The sequence below is a fragment of the Rhizobium sp. FKY42 genome, from assembly GCF_005222835.1.
GTDB lineage: Bacteria > Pseudomonadota > Alphaproteobacteria > Rhizobiales > Rhizobiaceae > Neorhizobium.
Window position 1 is genome coordinate 54207 of sequence record NZ_STGA01000003.1, and the last position, 15957, is coordinate 70163.

The window sequence follows — 15957 nt, forward strand, 5'->3', positions numbered from 1 at the left end:
GTAACCTTCACCAGAGGGGCCCGGACCAGCGGGTTGATAAGGATATGGGATTGGCCAGGGCGGCGTTCAAGATGCCGACCGTCAACCGCGGTCTATCTCCATAGTGACGCCATTCAACGCCCAACACTGTCTTTTTGCCGTTCGACCTGTCTTGCGAGAATGCAAAGCAACTCGAACATGACGGTTGCCCCGACAATCGATGTCATTCCGTTCAGGTCAAAGGGCGGGGCGACTTCCACCACATCTGCGCCCACCAGATTGAGGTCATCCAGCATACGCAGGAGTTGCTGCGCTTCACGGGTCGTAAACCCGCCAATCTCGGGAGTTCCGGTGCCGGGAGCCATGGATGGATCGATAGAGTCGATATCGAATGTCACGTAGGTCGCGTGGCTGCCAACGATAGCGCGCGCCTCTTCCATGACCTCAAGAGCACCGCGGGCAGCAAACTCTTCCATATAAATGATACGAACATCCTGCTTCAGTGCCCAGTCATGCTCATCAGAACCGTAAACCGAACCCCGAATACCGATCTGCACCATGCGGGCTGGATCCAGCAGCCCTCTTCGATCGCCCGTCGGAATGGAGTTCCATGCGTATAGCGATTATCGCCGAAATAGGTGTCGTTCGTGTCAGAATGGGCATCGAAATGAAGGAAACCTACGGGGCTATTCTTTGCAGCCGCACGTAGTACAGGCAGGGTGGTTAGATGGTCCCCGCCGACTGCGAGCGGCAGGGCGCCTTTTTCCACGATAGCGGAGATCAAGTTTTCGATCAGTCTAAGTCTATCCATCAAATCGACAGGATTGACAGTGACGTCGCCGACATCGGCGATATTGGCAATCTTTTAGCGCTCGGTCCCGAACATATGATGCGCGCTGCGCATGAGGCTCGAGTAATTTCGGACTTCGCGCGGTCCATGGCGTGCGCCAGCACAGTTCGTTGTTCCGCCGTCCCACGGGATGCCGACAAGTGCGATATCGAGACCTTCGGCGTCTGCAACGGCTGGCAGCCGCATGAACGTCGCGTGGCCTGCAAATCGCGGCACCTGCGCCGTATCGACAGGCTGATGAAACTTGCCCGTCATGATGTGGAGACCCTTCGCTGGTGGGGCGGACGATTTCCTGGCCGATACGACCAGAGGCGAAGAGACTGCAGAGACCTTTCTGCCGAATGGGAAACGGCTCGTCGAACAATGCATTTCAAATCAAGGCCTGAAATAACGGTGTCAGACTGAGACGCGCCCAAGGCCGTAGGCCCAACGTGCCGTTCGGCATTCCTCGTCATTGGGCTGACATTCGCGGCAGACCTGGGGTCTTACTTCATAGATTGTGCAGCTTGTCGCGACGCCGACCTGACCGTCCAGCGCCAGACAGCGCTGACCTTCGCAGCGCATGCCACTGAGATCCTCGGCCACGAGATGTGGAGGAATTTTCCCGAGCGCATCTTCGCTTTCCATTGTGAAGCGTGGCCAGTCTGATGAATAGGCGCAACATGCACCGCAGGTTTGGCAATCTGCGCCGGTAAGGCTGGTCATTGTAATCCACCGATCGAATTCACTGCAGATGAGAGGAGCCCAAGGGACAACGGGGCTCGCTGCAGCACGTCATTCCAGTCTTTTGCTGACCCCAGATTTACCAAATGCTGCCGCTTCCTGCTCTCGCTCAAGACGCGCCTGCCGCAGACGCTCAGTCTTTTGCTGACGCTGCCTGTCAAGGAGGTCAATCTCCTCGGTCACGCTGTTTGGTAAGGCTGTTCTTGTTTGAATATTCGTAAAGGCGATCTCTGCCTCTTGGCGAGATTTGCTGAAGTTTTGAGACATATCAATCCTCGAAGACTGTCGCATAATAGCGACTGAATGAAACTTGAGGGAAAATTCTTCCGTTCAAAATACGATCTCACTGATCGATTGAACAATCATGTACCCATGAATGATTGATTCAACCTAACAGAAACGGGTACGCATACAAGGTTGAATACTGATACGAGTACCTTTTCAGGAAGACTATTCCTTTGGAAACTTTGTCATCGGTAGACGCAGAGCGTTGTTATCAATGGCAAAGCTTCAGCATATGTAACCGGCGGCAATCCTTGAGAGGCGAGTTGAGATGCGAGAGAGGTATCTGCGGCAAATGTCAGCGAGCCAGGTTTGGCGGCAACCAATCTGACTTCATTGAAATCAATGAAGCGGCGAACGAGGGGCCAGGTGGCTTTGAAGATCGCCTCTTTCGCACAGAAAATCAGAGTGAAGGTCAATGCGAGATCATCACCTGTTAGATCCTTCAGGATATCTGCCTCTGCCGGGTCTGCGATGACACTGAAAAGATCTTCCGCCTTCTGTAAATCGACGATGTGTTCGATATCGACTCCAAGACTACGGCAGGCGATGGAGGGGGCAATCACTGCCATTGCCTCTCCTTGGCTATGCGTGATGCTGCCGATAACGCCCGTGGGCCAGATTGGTTCTCGATGCGGCCCAGTTGCCGCGGGCGTGGGATCCAGACCCAATCGACGGCAGGCTTCAACCGCGCATGCGCGACCCGCAAGATATTCGAGTTGCCGGCTTGGTACAGCTTTGGCAAGAGCTGGTGGCAACTGGATGCCGCCTGCCTCTCGCACAGGTTCGCCCATGGGTTCGTAACGAGTTCGAATTCCCAGCATGCCATGTCCTAGTCCTGGTAGATTGACCTCGGTGAACTCGAATGCAGGCGCCATTACTCTTCCTAGCTCGCGCTACACGATGGAAGCATGCGGCGCTGAATCTCCATCAGTGCCTGTCGTTCGGACGTTCACCGCTCGCGTGAGGTTGCTCGTCAGGTGATTTATTGTTTGCAACGTCGCATCAGCCTGCTGCATATCCATTTGAAGCGCTTGTCCAATACAGCGTAGAACCTCTCCGGACTTCGCTTCAAGTTCGCGCCCCGCCTGCGTCAGATGTATATCGACACGACGCTCGTCGTCGGCGCGTCGCTCCTTGCGAACCAGCCCCATATTGGTAAGGCGTTTGATGAGTGGGGTGATCGTACCGGAGTCGAGGCCCAACTGCTCGGAGATCTCTCCAACCGATGATGACCCGGACCTCCACAGAAGACGCATCGTCAAAAACTGCGGATAGGTAAGACCAAGAGGTTCCAAAGCCGCCCTGTATACGCGGTTGAACGCCTGCTCCGCCTTGTAGACCGCAAAGCAGAGCATCTGATCCAAAGGGACGTCGCGAGTTGGTTCAGCCTTTTTCATGATCTGTATATATATTGTGCGCAATCTGATTGCAAGCTATTGACGAACGGGTTCGGTCGCTACATATTGTGCGCAATTGAATTGTGGATCACTGAAGCGGTGGCCACACAACCTAAGGAGAAGACCTATGTCTGTCGACGCAAAGTACAAGACTTCTGCTACGGCTTCCGGTGGCGGTCGCGATGGAAAGGCCGTGTTGGACGATGGTTCCATGGAACTGCAATTGGTTGTTCCGAAGGAGTTGGGTGGTCCGGGCGGCGAGGGTGCCAACCCCGAAAAGCTGTTTGCTCTGGGTTACTCTGCATGCTTCCTGGGTGCCCTGCGCGTCGGCGCGCAACAATTGAAGACCAAGGTTCCGGAGGGTTCGACGGTGAATGCAACTGTGGGAATTGGCCCGCGCTCTGAAGGCGGCTTTGGCGTCACGGCTGAACTGGACGTCTATCTGCCAGGACTGGCTGAAGATGAAGCCCAGAAGCTCATTGAAGTCACGCACGGCATCTGCCCTTACTCCAACGCCATCAAAGCGAGTGTGGACGTGCCGACAAAGGTACGCACCTGAACACCCTGGAATTGATATCACATTGGAGGGCCGGTCATCGCGGGATGCCCGGCCTTCCTTGTTTCAGGCGCGTTTGATAAGAAAGCTAAGCCGTTTCTATCGCGTTTGCGGCTTTAACCGACGGTATCAAGACAAGGCCGCATTCGCCCGCACACTACCATGGATTTGCTTCCGAATTCGTGCGTCAGGCGGCTTCGGAGTGACGAAGATGAGGTAAATTACCACCTCGCCACTGTCGATCATAAAGGATGTCTCGACAACGAGCCGTTCCCGCGCCAAAAGCAAGGCCCGACCGTGGTCGCAAGCCCCGGTCGCCATAACAAACTGTGTCTGAAGGAAAATGAGCCGATGAATTTCGTCCTGACCGTAACCTGCCCCACCGCCCGCGGTATCGTGGCCGCGCTTTCGGGTTATCTGGCGGAAAAGGGTTGCAACATCGTGGATTCATCGCAGTTCGATGACTTCGATACCGGGCGCTTCTTCATGCGCATCTCCTTCATCTCGGAAGAGGGCATCTTGCGGGAGGCGCTGCTGGAAGGGTTGACGCCGATTGCGAAAAAGTTCTCCATGCAGGCCGACATTCACGATTCAGCCGAGCGCATGAAAGTGCTGCTGATGGTCTCGCGTTTCGGTCACTGCCTGAACGATCTTCTCTATCGCTGGAAGATTGGCGCGCTGCCAATCGATATCGTTGGCGTGGTCTCGAACCACTTTGACTACCAGAAAGTCGTTGTGAATCACGACATTCCCTTTCATCACATCAAGGTGACGAAAGAAAACAAGCCGCAGGCCGAAGCGCAACTGATGGACCTGGTGGAGCAGACGGGCACGGAGCTTGTCGTACTGGCCCGCTACATGCAGGTTTTGTCTGATGATCTTTGCAAGAAGATGTCGGGCCGCATCATCAACATCCATCATTCCTTTCTGCCGAGCTTCAAGGGAGCCAACCCTTACAAGCAAGCCTATCAGCGCGGCGTAAAGCTGATCGGAGCAACGGCGCATTACGTGACCGCCGATCTCGACGAAGGCCCGATCATCGAGCAGGACACTGTTCGCGTGACGCATGCGCAGTCTCCGGAAGACTACGTGTCGCTGGGTCGTGATGTCGAAGCACAGGTGCTGGCGCGCGCCATCCACGCGCATATTCACCACCGCACCTTCATCAACGGCAATCGCACCATCGTGTTTCCACCGAGCCCCGGATCTTACGCTTCCGAGCGAATGGGGTGATAAAAAACGCCCCGTTCGACATCGGCGAGTGGGGCGGTATTTCCTGTTGTATTTCATGGGTTTCTACGGCTGAAAACGCGCGATCTCGGATCCGCTTTGCAGGTAATCCCCCTGCTTGGCGGTGAAGTTCAAGACGCCGCTGCGTTTCGCCAGAACCTGCGTTTCCATCTTCATCGCTTCCATGACCGCGATCAGATCGCCCTTTTGGACTGTGGCGCCATCCCCAACCTTGAAGCTTTGCAGCGTGCCGGAAATCGGCGTGACGATAGCCAGGGGATCGATGGTATCCGCGAGGAAGGCGGCTTTTGGGGAGCTACCGGCCGAAAGTCCCGCCAATCCGCCGAGCAGCGCCTGCGGGATGCCCAGCATCACGCGCTTGCCGTCAATCTCTACGGCGGTGCGGACCAGACCCTCCGTTGTCGCGGGCTCAGGTCTTGCGGCTTGTTCCAGGCGATCGGCGAAATCCGTCTCGATCCACCGTGTGTGAACCCTGAAGCCATCTTTCCCGACGAAATCGTCTTCTTTCAGCACCGCCCGGTGGAAGGGCAGCACAGTCGAGACCCCTTCAATCACGAACTCATCCAGTGCGCGCCGAGCACGCGCGATAGCCTGTTCGCGCGTTGCCCCGGTGACAATCAGTTTTGAGGTCAGCGAGTCGAAAGTTCCGGGCACGGTCGAGCCGGAAACGACACCAGTATCCAGTCGAACGCCTGGTCCAGAAGGCCCCTCGAAACGGGTGATCGTGCCCGGCGTTGGTAAAAATCCACGCCCTGGATCCTCAGCATTGATGCGAAATTCGATGGAGTGTCCACGTGGTACAGGCATTTCGGTCACTTCAAGCGGCTTGCCTTCGGCGATCCGGAACTGTTCAATCACGAGGTCGATACCCGCCGTCTCCTCCGTCACCGGATGCTCGACCTGAAGACGCGTATTGACTTCCAGAAACGAAATTGTTCCGTCGACGCCAAGAAGGAACTCGACCGTTCCTGCACCCGAGTAGCCAGCCGCAGCGCAAATGCGCTTTGCAGCATCATGGATGCTATGCCGTTGCAGATCGGTGAGGAAAGGAGCCGGAGCCTCTTCCACGAGTTTCTGGTTGCGGCGCTGGAGCGAACAATCACGTGTTCCAACGACCAGAACATTGCCGTGCTTGTCAGCGATCACCTGTGCCTCGATATGCCGTGGCCGATCCAGAAAACGTTCGAGGAAGCACTCGCCACGACCGAAAGCAGCCTTGGCTTCGCGGACAGCTGACTCGAAGGCCTCTGCCACGTCCTCCATCTTCCACACAACCTTCATGCCTCGCCCACCGCCGCCGTGAGCAGCCTTGATTGCCAGCGGCAACCCGTGCGCGCGGGCGAAAGCCAGGACTTCCGCTGCTGTTTCCACGGGACCATCGCTGCCCGCGACAAGCGGTGCGCCGACCGAGAGAGCAATGCGTCGTGCCTCTACCTTGTCGCCAAGCGCTTCTATGACGTTCGGGTCCGGCCCGATCCAGGTCAGTCCGGCATCCATCACGGCTTGGGCAAATTCCGCGCGTTCCGAAAGGAAACCGTAGCCGGGATGCACGGCATCTGCGCCGGAGCGTTGCGCGATCTCGATCAACTTGGCGATGTCGAGATAGGTGTCTGTCGGGCGTGCGCCGCCAAGCCCATAGGCCTCGTCGGCCAGACGAACAAACAATGCATCGACATCCGGATCGGCATAAACCGCAACTGATTTCAAGCCGTAATCCCGGCAGGCGCGGATGACGCGAACGGCGATCTCGCCACGATTTGCAATCAGAACCTTCTTCATGGATGTTCCCTCTTGTTCTTCTTATCGGTCTGCTGGTCAGCGAGCAGCCGGTTCAATCTCGTTGAATTGGGTGATGGGGCGAAAGCGCACCTTCGCATTCACGGGCATCTGACCGGCGAGGTCGAGGTGATATTCGGCGACCGTTGCGATGACCGGATAGCCGCCTGTCAGCGGGTGGTCTGCAAGAAACAGAACAGGCTGTCCGCTGTGCGGCACCTGAATGGCGCCTGTCGCCGTGCCTTCGCTCGGAAGTTCACGGGAATCGATGCGTTCAAGCGGGATGTCTCCGGCAAGACGAACGCCAACGCGGTTGGATTGCGGCGTTACCGTCCAGCTCTGGTTGAAGAGCGTTTCGACACCCTTTTGCGTGAACCAGTCGGTACGAGGCCCCATGACGACGTCGAGCACAACCTCTTCACCGGCGACGGTGTGTTTAAACGCTGGCTGCTCTTCAAGGCTGACTGGCAGAAGCCGCTCAACAACGCCGCCAATGCCGACCACACTTCCTGCAACAAGCGCTTCCGGCCCGACGACCGCAAGCGTATCGGTCGCGGCACTCCCGAGAACCATGGCGGCGTCGATACCGCCTCGGAAGGATAGGTAGCTGCGGGCGCCGCTGGCGGCAAAGCCGAGACGGACTTTGTCGCCTGATTCCAACGAAATTGGCTGATAGGTTTCGGCAGATATTGAGGTGCCGTCGCGTGCTTCGATCTGAAGGGGGCAAGGGGCACCCGTCAAGGCCATCACGGTTCGGCCGGTGATTTCGAAGCAGAAGCCACCCAAGGTTATTTCGAGGCAGGGCGTGTTCAGCGGATTGCCGACAATGCGGTTCGCTGTTTTGAACGCGCCCTGGTCGAGGGCGCCCGAGGAAGACACGCCCTGACCTGTCTGGCCGAAGCGACCGAGATCCTGAACGAGTGCAGGCATGGGCGCTTCCAGAACCTTGAGTGCAACACCTTCCGTGACATCCCGTGCTGGTGCCTGCATGACCTGCGGAGTTGGCGGCAGATGGTAGCTGGCGGGCGCATGCGCCAGATCGATGAAGCGCACCTGATAGCCCGGCTGGAACAGAGCGGGCGGGTTGCGATCGAGGTCCCACATCTTCGCTGGGGTTGTGCCGATGATCTGCCAGCCGCCGGGACTGTTTTGCGGATAGACGCCGGAGAATTCTCCAGCAAGCGCCACGGAACCGGCGGGTATGCGGGTGCGTGGGCTTTTTCTGCGCGGCACATACAGCTTGGGATCGCCATTGACCAGATAGCCAAAACCAGGGGCGAAGCCACAAAAGGCAACGGTGAAGATGCTTTCCGTATGACGCCGGATGACCTCCTCCATCGATAGTCCTGTCAGTGCCGCCACGTCGGCCAGATCCTCGCCATCGTAATGGACAGGGATCTCCACGCTTTGGTCGGACGCAGATATAGCCTTCGAGACATCGTGTTCGGCAATGATCGCAACCAGTTCAGGCGCGGTGATTACCTCTGGCTGAAAGCGCACCATGACCGTCCGTGCGGCAGGCACCATCTCCACAATGCCGTCGACCGGATCGGCCTGCAGGGACGCGAAGAGTGCCAGTGTCTCATCCAGATTTTGCAGTTCCACCAAAAGGGTGGTGAGGCTGACGGGCAGGAAGCGCATGGAACCTCACGCGTGGTAAGCGGAATCGGGGATATCGGTCATGAACATATGGCCAGGTGCATGGGTGATGGCAAACGGAACACCGGACGCCATGACCGCCACTTGCGGTGTTACGCCAGAAGTCCAGAAAACGGGAACCTCACCCGGTTCGATCCGGACAGGATAACCAAAATCAGGTCTGTAGATATCGGAAATCCCTAGGGCCTCCGGCTGGCCCACGGGAACCGGCGAACCGTGCACAGAAGGGAAATGCCCGGAAATGGTGGCGGCATCCGATACGCGATTTGCCCGGATCGGTCGCATCGAGACGGCCATATTGCCGTGCAGACGGCCCGCCGGCTGGCATGGCTTATTCGTGAGATACATCGGCACGTTCGACTTGTCGGTGATATGCCGGATCTCGATACCCGCGTCGGCCATGAGCGTTTCGAATGTGAAGCTGCACCCGCTAAGGAAGTTCACGAGATCTGGATGTTCGGCCCAGGCAGCGGATGCGTCCACATGCGGCAGATGTTCGAAAGAAATCATATCTTCCTCCCGGAAAAATGGGGTCAGACAAAGCAGCGAATGGTGATGCCATCGGCTTCCAAGGTCTGGCGGACGGCTTGCGCAATAGCAACGGCGCCGGGGCTGTCGCCGTGAACGCAGATGGAGTGAGCCTCGATTTTGATAATCGTGCCATCAATAGCTTCCAGCGTGCCTTCGCGCGCCAATCGCAGCATGCGTTGGCCGATGATGCTGGTGTCGTGCAGAACGGAACCGGCTTCACGACGAGATACAAGCTCTCCGCCGGGCGTATAGGCGCGGTCTGCGAAGGCTTCTGCCACGGTCTTCAGGCCCGCCTTCTCCGCCAGTTGGAGGATTGGCGTTCCTGCCAGTCCCATCAGTACGAGATTTGGATCGATTTCCCGAATACCGTCGATGACGGCTTGGCCCTGCTTCGCGTCGTGAGCGATGCGATTGTAGAGCGCTCCGTGTGGCTTGACATAGGCCACTTTGCTACCGGCTGCTGCGGCGATACCTTGTAGTGCGCCGATCTGGTAGATCACGTCGGCTGTCAGTTCCACACTTGTGGCATCCATATCGCGGCGGCCGAAGCCGACGCGATCCGGATAGGAAACGTGGGCGCCGATGACGACACCTCGCTCCACAGCGGCCTTTACCGTCTGGCGGATGCCGAGCGGATCGCCCGCATGAAAGCCGCAGGCGATGTTTGCGCTGGAAACGATGGACAGCATGGCCGTGTCATCGCCCATTTTCCATGCGCCGTAGCTTTCGCCGAGGTCACTGTTGAGATCGATGGAAGTCATGGTTTCCTCTCCCTTGTTCTGTCTTGTTTCAGCCGAGCAACGCGAAGATCGGGCCTATGGATTTGTAGCCCATATACCAAGTCAGCGCACAGATCAGCACGCCGAGCACAAGCAGCCAGCGTGGATAGCGGTAGCCACCCATCAGGCCGGATCGGGCCCATGTCGCATAGATGAAGATGGAAGGGCCGATTGGGAGGATCAGGCCGTTCAATCCGCCGACAAAGACGAGCATTTGCGCAGGAGGCGTCGTGATGATGACGTAGAAGAATAGCGAGATGGCGATGAAGATGATCGTCGCAATGTCACGCGCGCGGTCGGTAATGTCTTTCTGGAAGACCGTGATGAAGGAGACCGATGTATAGGCCGCGCCGATGACCGAGGTAATGTCGCCAAACCAGAGGACCGCGCCAAAGATGCGGAGGCCGACTTCGCCTGCCGCAGCCTGGAATGCTGGCGCTGCAGGGTTGGCGCCCTTGCCGGAGACATCGATCGCGACGCCCGCCGATACCACGCCGAGAATGGCGAGGAAGAGGACGTAGCGCATGATGCCTGTCACAGCGATGCCGGAGAGTGCTGAGCGACGTGATTTGCCAGATGCAGGATCGGCAGATGCTACTGCAGTTGGCTGTTCCATGGTTCCCACTTTTATTTGAATGAGAGCGGCCTCAATCGATCCCTGACCGCTCTCCTGATGCTAAGGGCTATTTCGTTTTACAAATTCGCCAATATTGTTCAACAATATTTCTTTAATAGCCGCACATAACATAATTAGTAAATATTGTTCGGCACGATTATTTTGGGTGCAATGCGAGTTAATTGCTACCCAGCAGAGCAAGTCATTGGATAAGCACCGAAACAAAAGCGGGGCGGAGATTGCTCTCCGCCCCGCTTGCTTCTCTAATAGGCGCTACCTAGTGTGTGAGCGCCGCTGTCGAGGGCGCGGATTCTTCATCATTGGTCGGTTTCTTGACCCGGAACCAGACGATGTAGAGGGCTGGGAGGAACAGGAGGGTAAGGACCGTACCGACAATGATACCCCCCATCATCGCATAGGCCATTGGTCCCCAGAAAATCTCCCGTGCGATCGGAATGAGCGCCAAGCTGGCGGCCGCGGCGGTCAGCATGATAGGTCGCATCCGGTGTTCCGATGCCTCAATGACCGCATCCCAGGCATGGCGTCCTGCCGTGCGGAGCGTCTCGATTTCAACCACCAGAATAACCGAGTTTCGGATTAGAATGCCGATCAGGGCAAGAACTCCGAGGATGGCGACGAAGCCGAGCGGTGCACCGCTTGGCAGCAGCGCTGCGACAACACCGATGAGGCCGAGAGGGGCAACGATGACGACCATGAACAGGCGTTGGAAGCTCTGCAACTGGAACATGAGGATGGTCGCCATGGTCAGCAGCATAAGCGGCACGACTGCGGCAATCGGCGCCTGACTTTTTGCACTGCTTTCAACCGACCCACCCGTTTCGAGCTTGTAGCCGATAGGCAACTTTTCCGCGAACTCCTTCAGTGCCGGCTTCAGCGAGGCGTTCACTGTTGCCGGCAGCGTCTTGTCGGCAATTGCCGCCGCCACTGTAATCGTGGGGAGGCGATCGCGGCGCCAGATCACCGGTTGCTCGAGTTCGTAGCGGAAGTTTGCAATCGAAGCGAGTGGAACCGATTGGCCATTATTGCCTGGCAACTGCAGGTTCCGCAGGGTCTCGATGGAACGGCGCTCATCTTCGGTCGCACGGCCCACAACATCAATCAGGTAGATGCCATCGCGGATCTGCGTGATGGTTGATCCGTTGGTAATGTTGTTAAGCGCGGTTGCGATGTCGGAAGACGTGACCCCAAGCTGCCGGGCCTTGTCCTGCAGCACATCTACCTTGACCGTACGCGAGGGCTCGTTCCAGTTGAACACTACGCGGCCGAGGCGTGGATCCTGGCCAACCAACCCTGCCAATTCCCCAGCAAGGATACGGACTTGCTGCGGATCCGGTCCACTGACGCGATATTGGATAGGACGACCGACCGGGGGTCCGAGTTCCATTTCCTTGAACAGAATGTCCGTGCCAGGGTAGTCAGTCTCAACAGCCTTCTGCAACTTGGCCTTCAGGTGTTGACGAGCTTCGATACTCTTCGTGACGATGACCATCTGCCCGAAATAGGCGGTTGATGGTTGCACATCAAAGGAAAGAACGAAACGCTTTGCACCCTGCCCAACATAGGATGTCCAGTGAAGAATGTCCTCGTCCTTGGCCAGATACTCTGCCTCGAACTTGTCCATATCGGCTTTCGTCTGGGCAAGCGTGTAGTTATGCCGCGAATTCCAGTCGACAATTAGCTCGGGACGATCGGACGACGGGAAGAACTGCTGCTGCACGAAGCCCATGCCGTACACGGACGCTCCGAACATCGCGACTGTGACGAGGATGGTGATCTTCGGAAAGTTGACGCAGAGATGCAGGATCTTCGAGAAGATGCGCGCCAGCAGGCTCTTGTGCTCCTCATGTTTCTTCATCGTTTTCGGGAGTATGACGACACCGAGCAAGGGTGCGAACAGAACCGCCACAATCCAGGACACGATTAGCGAAACGGCAATGACAACGAAGAGCGTATAGGTGAATTCACCTGCCGCACTATCATTCAGACCGACCGGGATGAAGCTGGCAACGGTGACCAGTGTGCCCGTCAGCATTGGGAAGGCAGTGGATGTATAGACAGCGGTCGCCGCCTTGGCGAGCGTTTCGCCTGCTTCCAGCTTTGACACCATCATTTCGATCGCAATCATCGCGTCATCGACAAGAAGCCCCAGCGCGATGATCAACGCGCCCAGCGAAATGCGTTGCAGCGAGATCCCGAGATATTCCATGAACACGAAGGTAATGGCCAGCACCAGCGGAATCGAAACCGCAACGACCAAGCCTGCGCGCATGCCAAGGCTGAGGAAGCTGACCACCAGAACGATAGCGATTGCTTCGAAGAGAGCCTTCGTAAACCCGCCAACGGCTTCTTCGACGACGACCGCCTGATCGGCCACGTGATGGACGCCGATGCCAACCGGCAGATCAGCAATGACGCGATCCATGGTTTTCGACAGGGCTTCACCGAATTTCAACAGATTGGCGCCTGTTTTCATGCCAATGGCGAGACCAATGGCCGGCTGACCGTTGTAGCGGAACAGTGGCTGCGCCGGATCGGAATAGCTGCGCGTGATTTTCGCCACATCGCTCAGGCGGAAAAATCGATCGTTGACACGCAGGTTGATGTTTCGAATGGCGTCTTCGGTCGCAAATTGACCGGAGACCCTGATATTGATGTTTTCGGAGCCTGTGCGCATCGTGCCAGAGGCAACCACCGCATTTTGTTGTTGCAGCGTATCGATGATCTGGCTCTGCGTAATGCCGAGCGCTGCCATCTGTCTCGTCGAGAACTCCAGATAGACGACTTCATCCTGAGCGCCGATCAGATCGACTTTGCCAACGTTCGGAACGCTAAGAATCTCTGTGCGCGCCGCTTCCAGATAGTCCCGCAATTGACGCTGGGTCAGTCCATCTGACGTGAACGCATAGATGTTGCCGTATACGTCGCCGAAGCTGTCAATGAAGCTGGGGCCCTTGACGCCCTGCGGCAGGGTTGACGAGATGTCGTTGATCATATTGCGGACCTTCACCCAGGTCGGCTTCACATCTGCCGCTTTGGTGTTCTCGCGCAAGTTCACATAAATGGTCGTCTGACCCGGTGTACTGATGCTCTTCGTGTAATCGAGGTTGTCGAGTTCCTGCAGCTTCTTTTCGATACGATCGGTAACCTGGCTGGTCATTTCGGTCACAGAAGCGCCGGGCCACTGCGCCTGGATCAGCATTGTCTTGATCGTGAAGTCTGGATCTTCTTCGCGTCCAAGGTTGATGTAGGACAGCACTCCTGCAACCGCGGAAAGGATCATGAAGTACCAGACGAGCGACTTGTGCTGAAGTGCCCATTCGGAAAGATTGAATTTCTTGTTCATTGAGGCAACTCTTCAGCAAAACGAACGGGTTGGTTATCGGCCAGCGAATTGACACCTGCGGTCACCACACGCTCACCTTCTTTGAGACCCTGTGTAATATTCACTCCGTCTGCCGTTGACGGCTCAACGGCAACAGTACGGCGAACGACTTTCTTCTCTTGTGGGTCAATGACCCAGATGAAGCTCGCGCCATCCTTCTTGCCAATGGCCGTGGACGGCAGCCATAGCGCGGCCTTGATCTGCGTCATCGGCGTTGCCGTTACCGTGCTGCCCAGGCGGTAACTTGTCGGCGTCGCTTCCAGGGCAATCTTTGTGCGACGTGTGCGCGTCGCGGCATCGGCCTGGGGGGCAGCCTCCCTAACAGTTCCCTTGATCTTCAACTCAGGATTTGCCTGCAGGGATACGATAAAGGGACTGCCGATTTTCGTCAGTTCGCCATAACTTTCCGGTACATCGATGACGGCGTCCTTGGCATCAAGACGAGAAATCGTGGCAACCGTCTGGCCTGCGGCCACAACCTGCCCGACTTCCGCCGAAAGCGAGGATACAACACCATCTGTCTGGGCAATGAGCGTGGCATAGCCTAATTGTTCCTGCGCCTTGGTCAGATCGGCCTCAAGCTGCAGAACCGAGGCATCGGAGGCGGCGAGAGACTGAACAGCCTCTTCTACGCGTTCCTTTGTGGTCGCATTGGTCGCAAGAAGCGTGCTCTGACGCTGCTCATTGGCGCGCGCAAGATCTCGTTTGGCTCGCGAGGAAGCAAGATCGGCCTCTGCTTTGGTGACGGCAAGCTGAAGTGCGTTTGCATCCAGCTTCGCGAGTTCCTGTCCCTTTTGGACCATATCGCCAATATTGATGTTACGCGCAACGATCCGACCAAGAACCTGAAAACCGAGATCAGTACTTTGTCTGGCTTCCACTGTGCCGGTAAAGCCGGCACTGGTGACTTCGCGTGGCTTCGCGACCGTGTAAAGAACCGGACGCGCCGGTGGCGGTGGCTCTTTCTCTTCGGTGCAGCCTGCCAGTGCCAGGCTTGCCGCAAGAAGGGAGAAGGAAATACCGATTTTCATCGTGCGACTCCGGCTTCAAATGAAACTTTCTGGCGCTCCCGCAGGAACTGCGCGCCTTCGACCACGATCAGCTCTCCGGGCTTCAACCCGCTTGCGAGAACAACCTTCGATGAGTCGTAACGCTGGATTTCGATGGGCTTCAACTGGCTTGTCTTCTTTTCGGGATCAATGGTCCAGACAGCCGGTTGACCGCCTTTCGACACAAGCGCCTGCCAGGGAATATCAATCCGTTCCCGACGCTCCATGTCGACATTGGCCACGATGGGTGCTCCGAGTGACATGGCGGCCGGAGGATTTTCGATTGCGAGCTTCACACGGACCGTGCCGAGCGATCGATCAATGGCCGGGCTGATTTCACGAACTGAGGCCTTTGCCTTGATCGAAGGATCGGAAAGCAGAGCGACTTCAAGGGAAAGCGGCTGCCTGTCATCGCTGAGCGCGGACTCCTGAACGTTGAACACCGCATCGCGAGCACCATCATGCGCTAGCGTGAAAACTGATGTCGAAGGCTGTACGACCTGGCCGACCTCGACATTACGAACCGTGATCGTTCCGTCAGCATCCGCCCGCAACTCGGTTTGCTTCAGGGTGTCGTTTGCCGATTCGAGACGAGCCTTGGCGGCTTCCAGATCGTTTTGGGCGGATTGATATTGCTGGGTAGCGCTATCAAGATCCTGCTGCGAGAGGGCCCCGGTCTGCGTCAAGGCCTTGCGGCGTGCGAGAACGGAGCTGGCCATCCGTAATGTTGCTTCTTGGGAAGCAACTGAGGCTTTCGCGGATTCGAGATCAGCGGCCTGCTCGGTTGAATCGAGCCGTGCCAGCACATCGCCAGCCTTCACACGATCACCGACGTTTGCGTATCGCGATATAACACGCCCACTAACCTTAAAGGACAATTCGCTTTCAATGCGTGCCTTCACGTCGCCCGTGCCGCTTGCACGAATAACATCTGGTGCGAGTGTCACCGATTGGACCCGGACGTGTGCCAAATACGGTTCGCGTGCTCTGTCTTGCTCGTCGCACGACGCAAGAACCACGCCAAGAAGGGCCAAGATAGCGACCGGAAGGGATCTTTTTCCATCCTTCGGGGCTTTGGGTGGAGGAGGGGACGTTGCCGTCAT

At 57.0% G+C, this 15957-nt stretch carries 12 protein-coding genes and 3 pseudogenes; 2 read left to right on the forward strand and 13 right to left on the reverse strand.

Features of this window, described 5'->3' with window-relative positions:
* Nucleotides 1–113: 113 nt before the first annotated feature.
* From speB to E8M78_RS01325, 5 genes and pseudogenes are all read right to left on the reverse strand, one after another.
* Nucleotides 114–1084, reverse strand: a pseudogene (gene speB, locus E8M78_RS01305) (agmatinase).
* Between the two features lie 141 nt (nucleotides 1085–1225).
* On the reverse strand, nucleotides 1226–1534 hold the full coding sequence (locus tag E8M78_RS01310; protein ID WP_137133345.1) for a YkgJ family cysteine cluster protein: 309 nt from the start codon (nucleotides 1532–1534) through the stop codon (nucleotides 1226–1228).
* 69 nt (nucleotides 1535–1603) lie between these two features.
* Nucleotides 1604–1819 (reverse strand): hypothetical protein, encoded by a 216-nt coding sequence (locus E8M78_RS01315; protein WP_137133346.1) that lies wholly within the window; start codon nucleotides 1817–1819, stop codon nucleotides 1604–1606.
* Nucleotides 1820–2022: 203 nt separating this feature from the next.
* Nucleotides 2023–2712 (reverse strand): 4'-phosphopantetheinyl transferase superfamily protein, encoded by a 690-nt coding sequence (locus E8M78_RS01320; RefSeq protein ID WP_137133347.1) that lies wholly within the window; start codon nucleotides 2710–2712, stop codon nucleotides 2023–2025.
* Between the two features lie 18 nt (nucleotides 2713–2730).
* Nucleotides 2731–3192, reverse strand: a complete 462-nt coding sequence (locus E8M78_RS01325; protein WP_205910210.1) for a MarR family transcriptional regulator — start codon at nucleotides 3190–3192, stop codon at nucleotides 2731–2733.
* Between the two features lie 169 nt (nucleotides 3193–3361).
* On the opposite strand from E8M78_RS01325, the gene E8M78_RS01330 reads away from it, so the two are divergent.
* Together E8M78_RS01330 and purU are read left to right on the forward strand one after the other, a co-directional pair.
* Nucleotides 3362–3793, forward strand: a complete 432-nt coding sequence (locus E8M78_RS01330) for an organic hydroperoxide resistance protein (protein ID WP_137133349.1) — start codon at nucleotides 3362–3364, stop codon at nucleotides 3791–3793.
* 348 nt (nucleotides 3794–4141) lie between these two features.
* The gene (gene purU, locus E8M78_RS01335; protein ID WP_137133350.1) at nucleotides 4142–5023 is read left to right on the forward strand and encodes a formyltetrahydrofolate deformylase; all 882 of its coding nucleotides are present in this window, start codon (nucleotides 4142–4144) and stop codon (nucleotides 5021–5023) included.
* A gap of 63 nt (nucleotides 5024–5086) precedes the next feature.
* Here the strand turns inward: purU and E8M78_RS01340 are convergent, their stop codons facing one another.
* The 8 genes and pseudogenes from E8M78_RS01340 to E8M78_RS01375 form a co-directional block, all read right to left on the reverse strand.
* On the reverse strand, nucleotides 5087–6820 hold the full coding sequence (locus tag E8M78_RS01340; RefSeq protein ID WP_137133351.1) for a biotin carboxylase N-terminal domain-containing protein: 1734 nt from the start codon (nucleotides 6818–6820) through the stop codon (nucleotides 5087–5089).
* 36 nt (nucleotides 6821–6856) lie between these two features.
* The gene (pxpB, locus tag E8M78_RS01345; protein ID WP_137133352.1) at nucleotides 6857–8458 is read right to left on the reverse strand and encodes a 5-oxoprolinase subunit PxpB; all 1602 of its coding nucleotides are present in this window, start codon (nucleotides 8456–8458) and stop codon (nucleotides 6857–6859) included.
* A gap of 6 nt (nucleotides 8459–8464) precedes the next feature.
* Nucleotides 8465–8956: pseudogene (locus tag E8M78_RS01350) on the reverse strand (DUF1445 domain-containing protein); the annotation flags it as partial.
* A 53-nt stretch (nucleotides 8957–9009) separates the two neighbouring features.
* Complete coding sequence (locus E8M78_RS01355; RefSeq protein WP_137133353.1) at nucleotides 9010–9768, reverse strand: 5-oxoprolinase subunit PxpA; 759 nt, start codon at nucleotides 9766–9768, stop codon at nucleotides 9010–9012.
* 28 nt (nucleotides 9769–9796) lie between these two features.
* Nucleotides 9797–10348 (reverse strand): annotated as a pseudogene (locus E8M78_RS01360) (hypothetical protein); the annotation flags it as partial.
* Between the two features lie 331 nt (nucleotides 10349–10679).
* Nucleotides 10680–13766, reverse strand: a complete 3087-nt coding sequence (locus E8M78_RS01365; protein ID WP_137133354.1) for an efflux RND transporter permease subunit — start codon at nucleotides 13764–13766, stop codon at nucleotides 10680–10682.
* A complete protein-coding gene (locus E8M78_RS01370; RefSeq protein WP_137133355.1) occupies nucleotides 13763–14836 on the reverse strand; it encodes an efflux RND transporter periplasmic adaptor subunit in 1074 nt (357 codons plus the stop codon). Before E8M78_RS01370 ends, E8M78_RS01365 begins: the two co-directional genes overlap by 4 nt.
* Nucleotides 14833–15801, reverse strand: coding sequence for an efflux RND transporter periplasmic adaptor subunit (locus E8M78_RS01375; RefSeq protein WP_170973286.1), 969 nt, complete (start codon nucleotides 15799–15801; stop codon nucleotides 14833–14835). Before E8M78_RS01375 ends, E8M78_RS01370 begins: the two co-directional genes overlap by 4 nt.
* Between the last annotated feature and the right edge of the window lie 156 nt (nucleotides 15802–15957).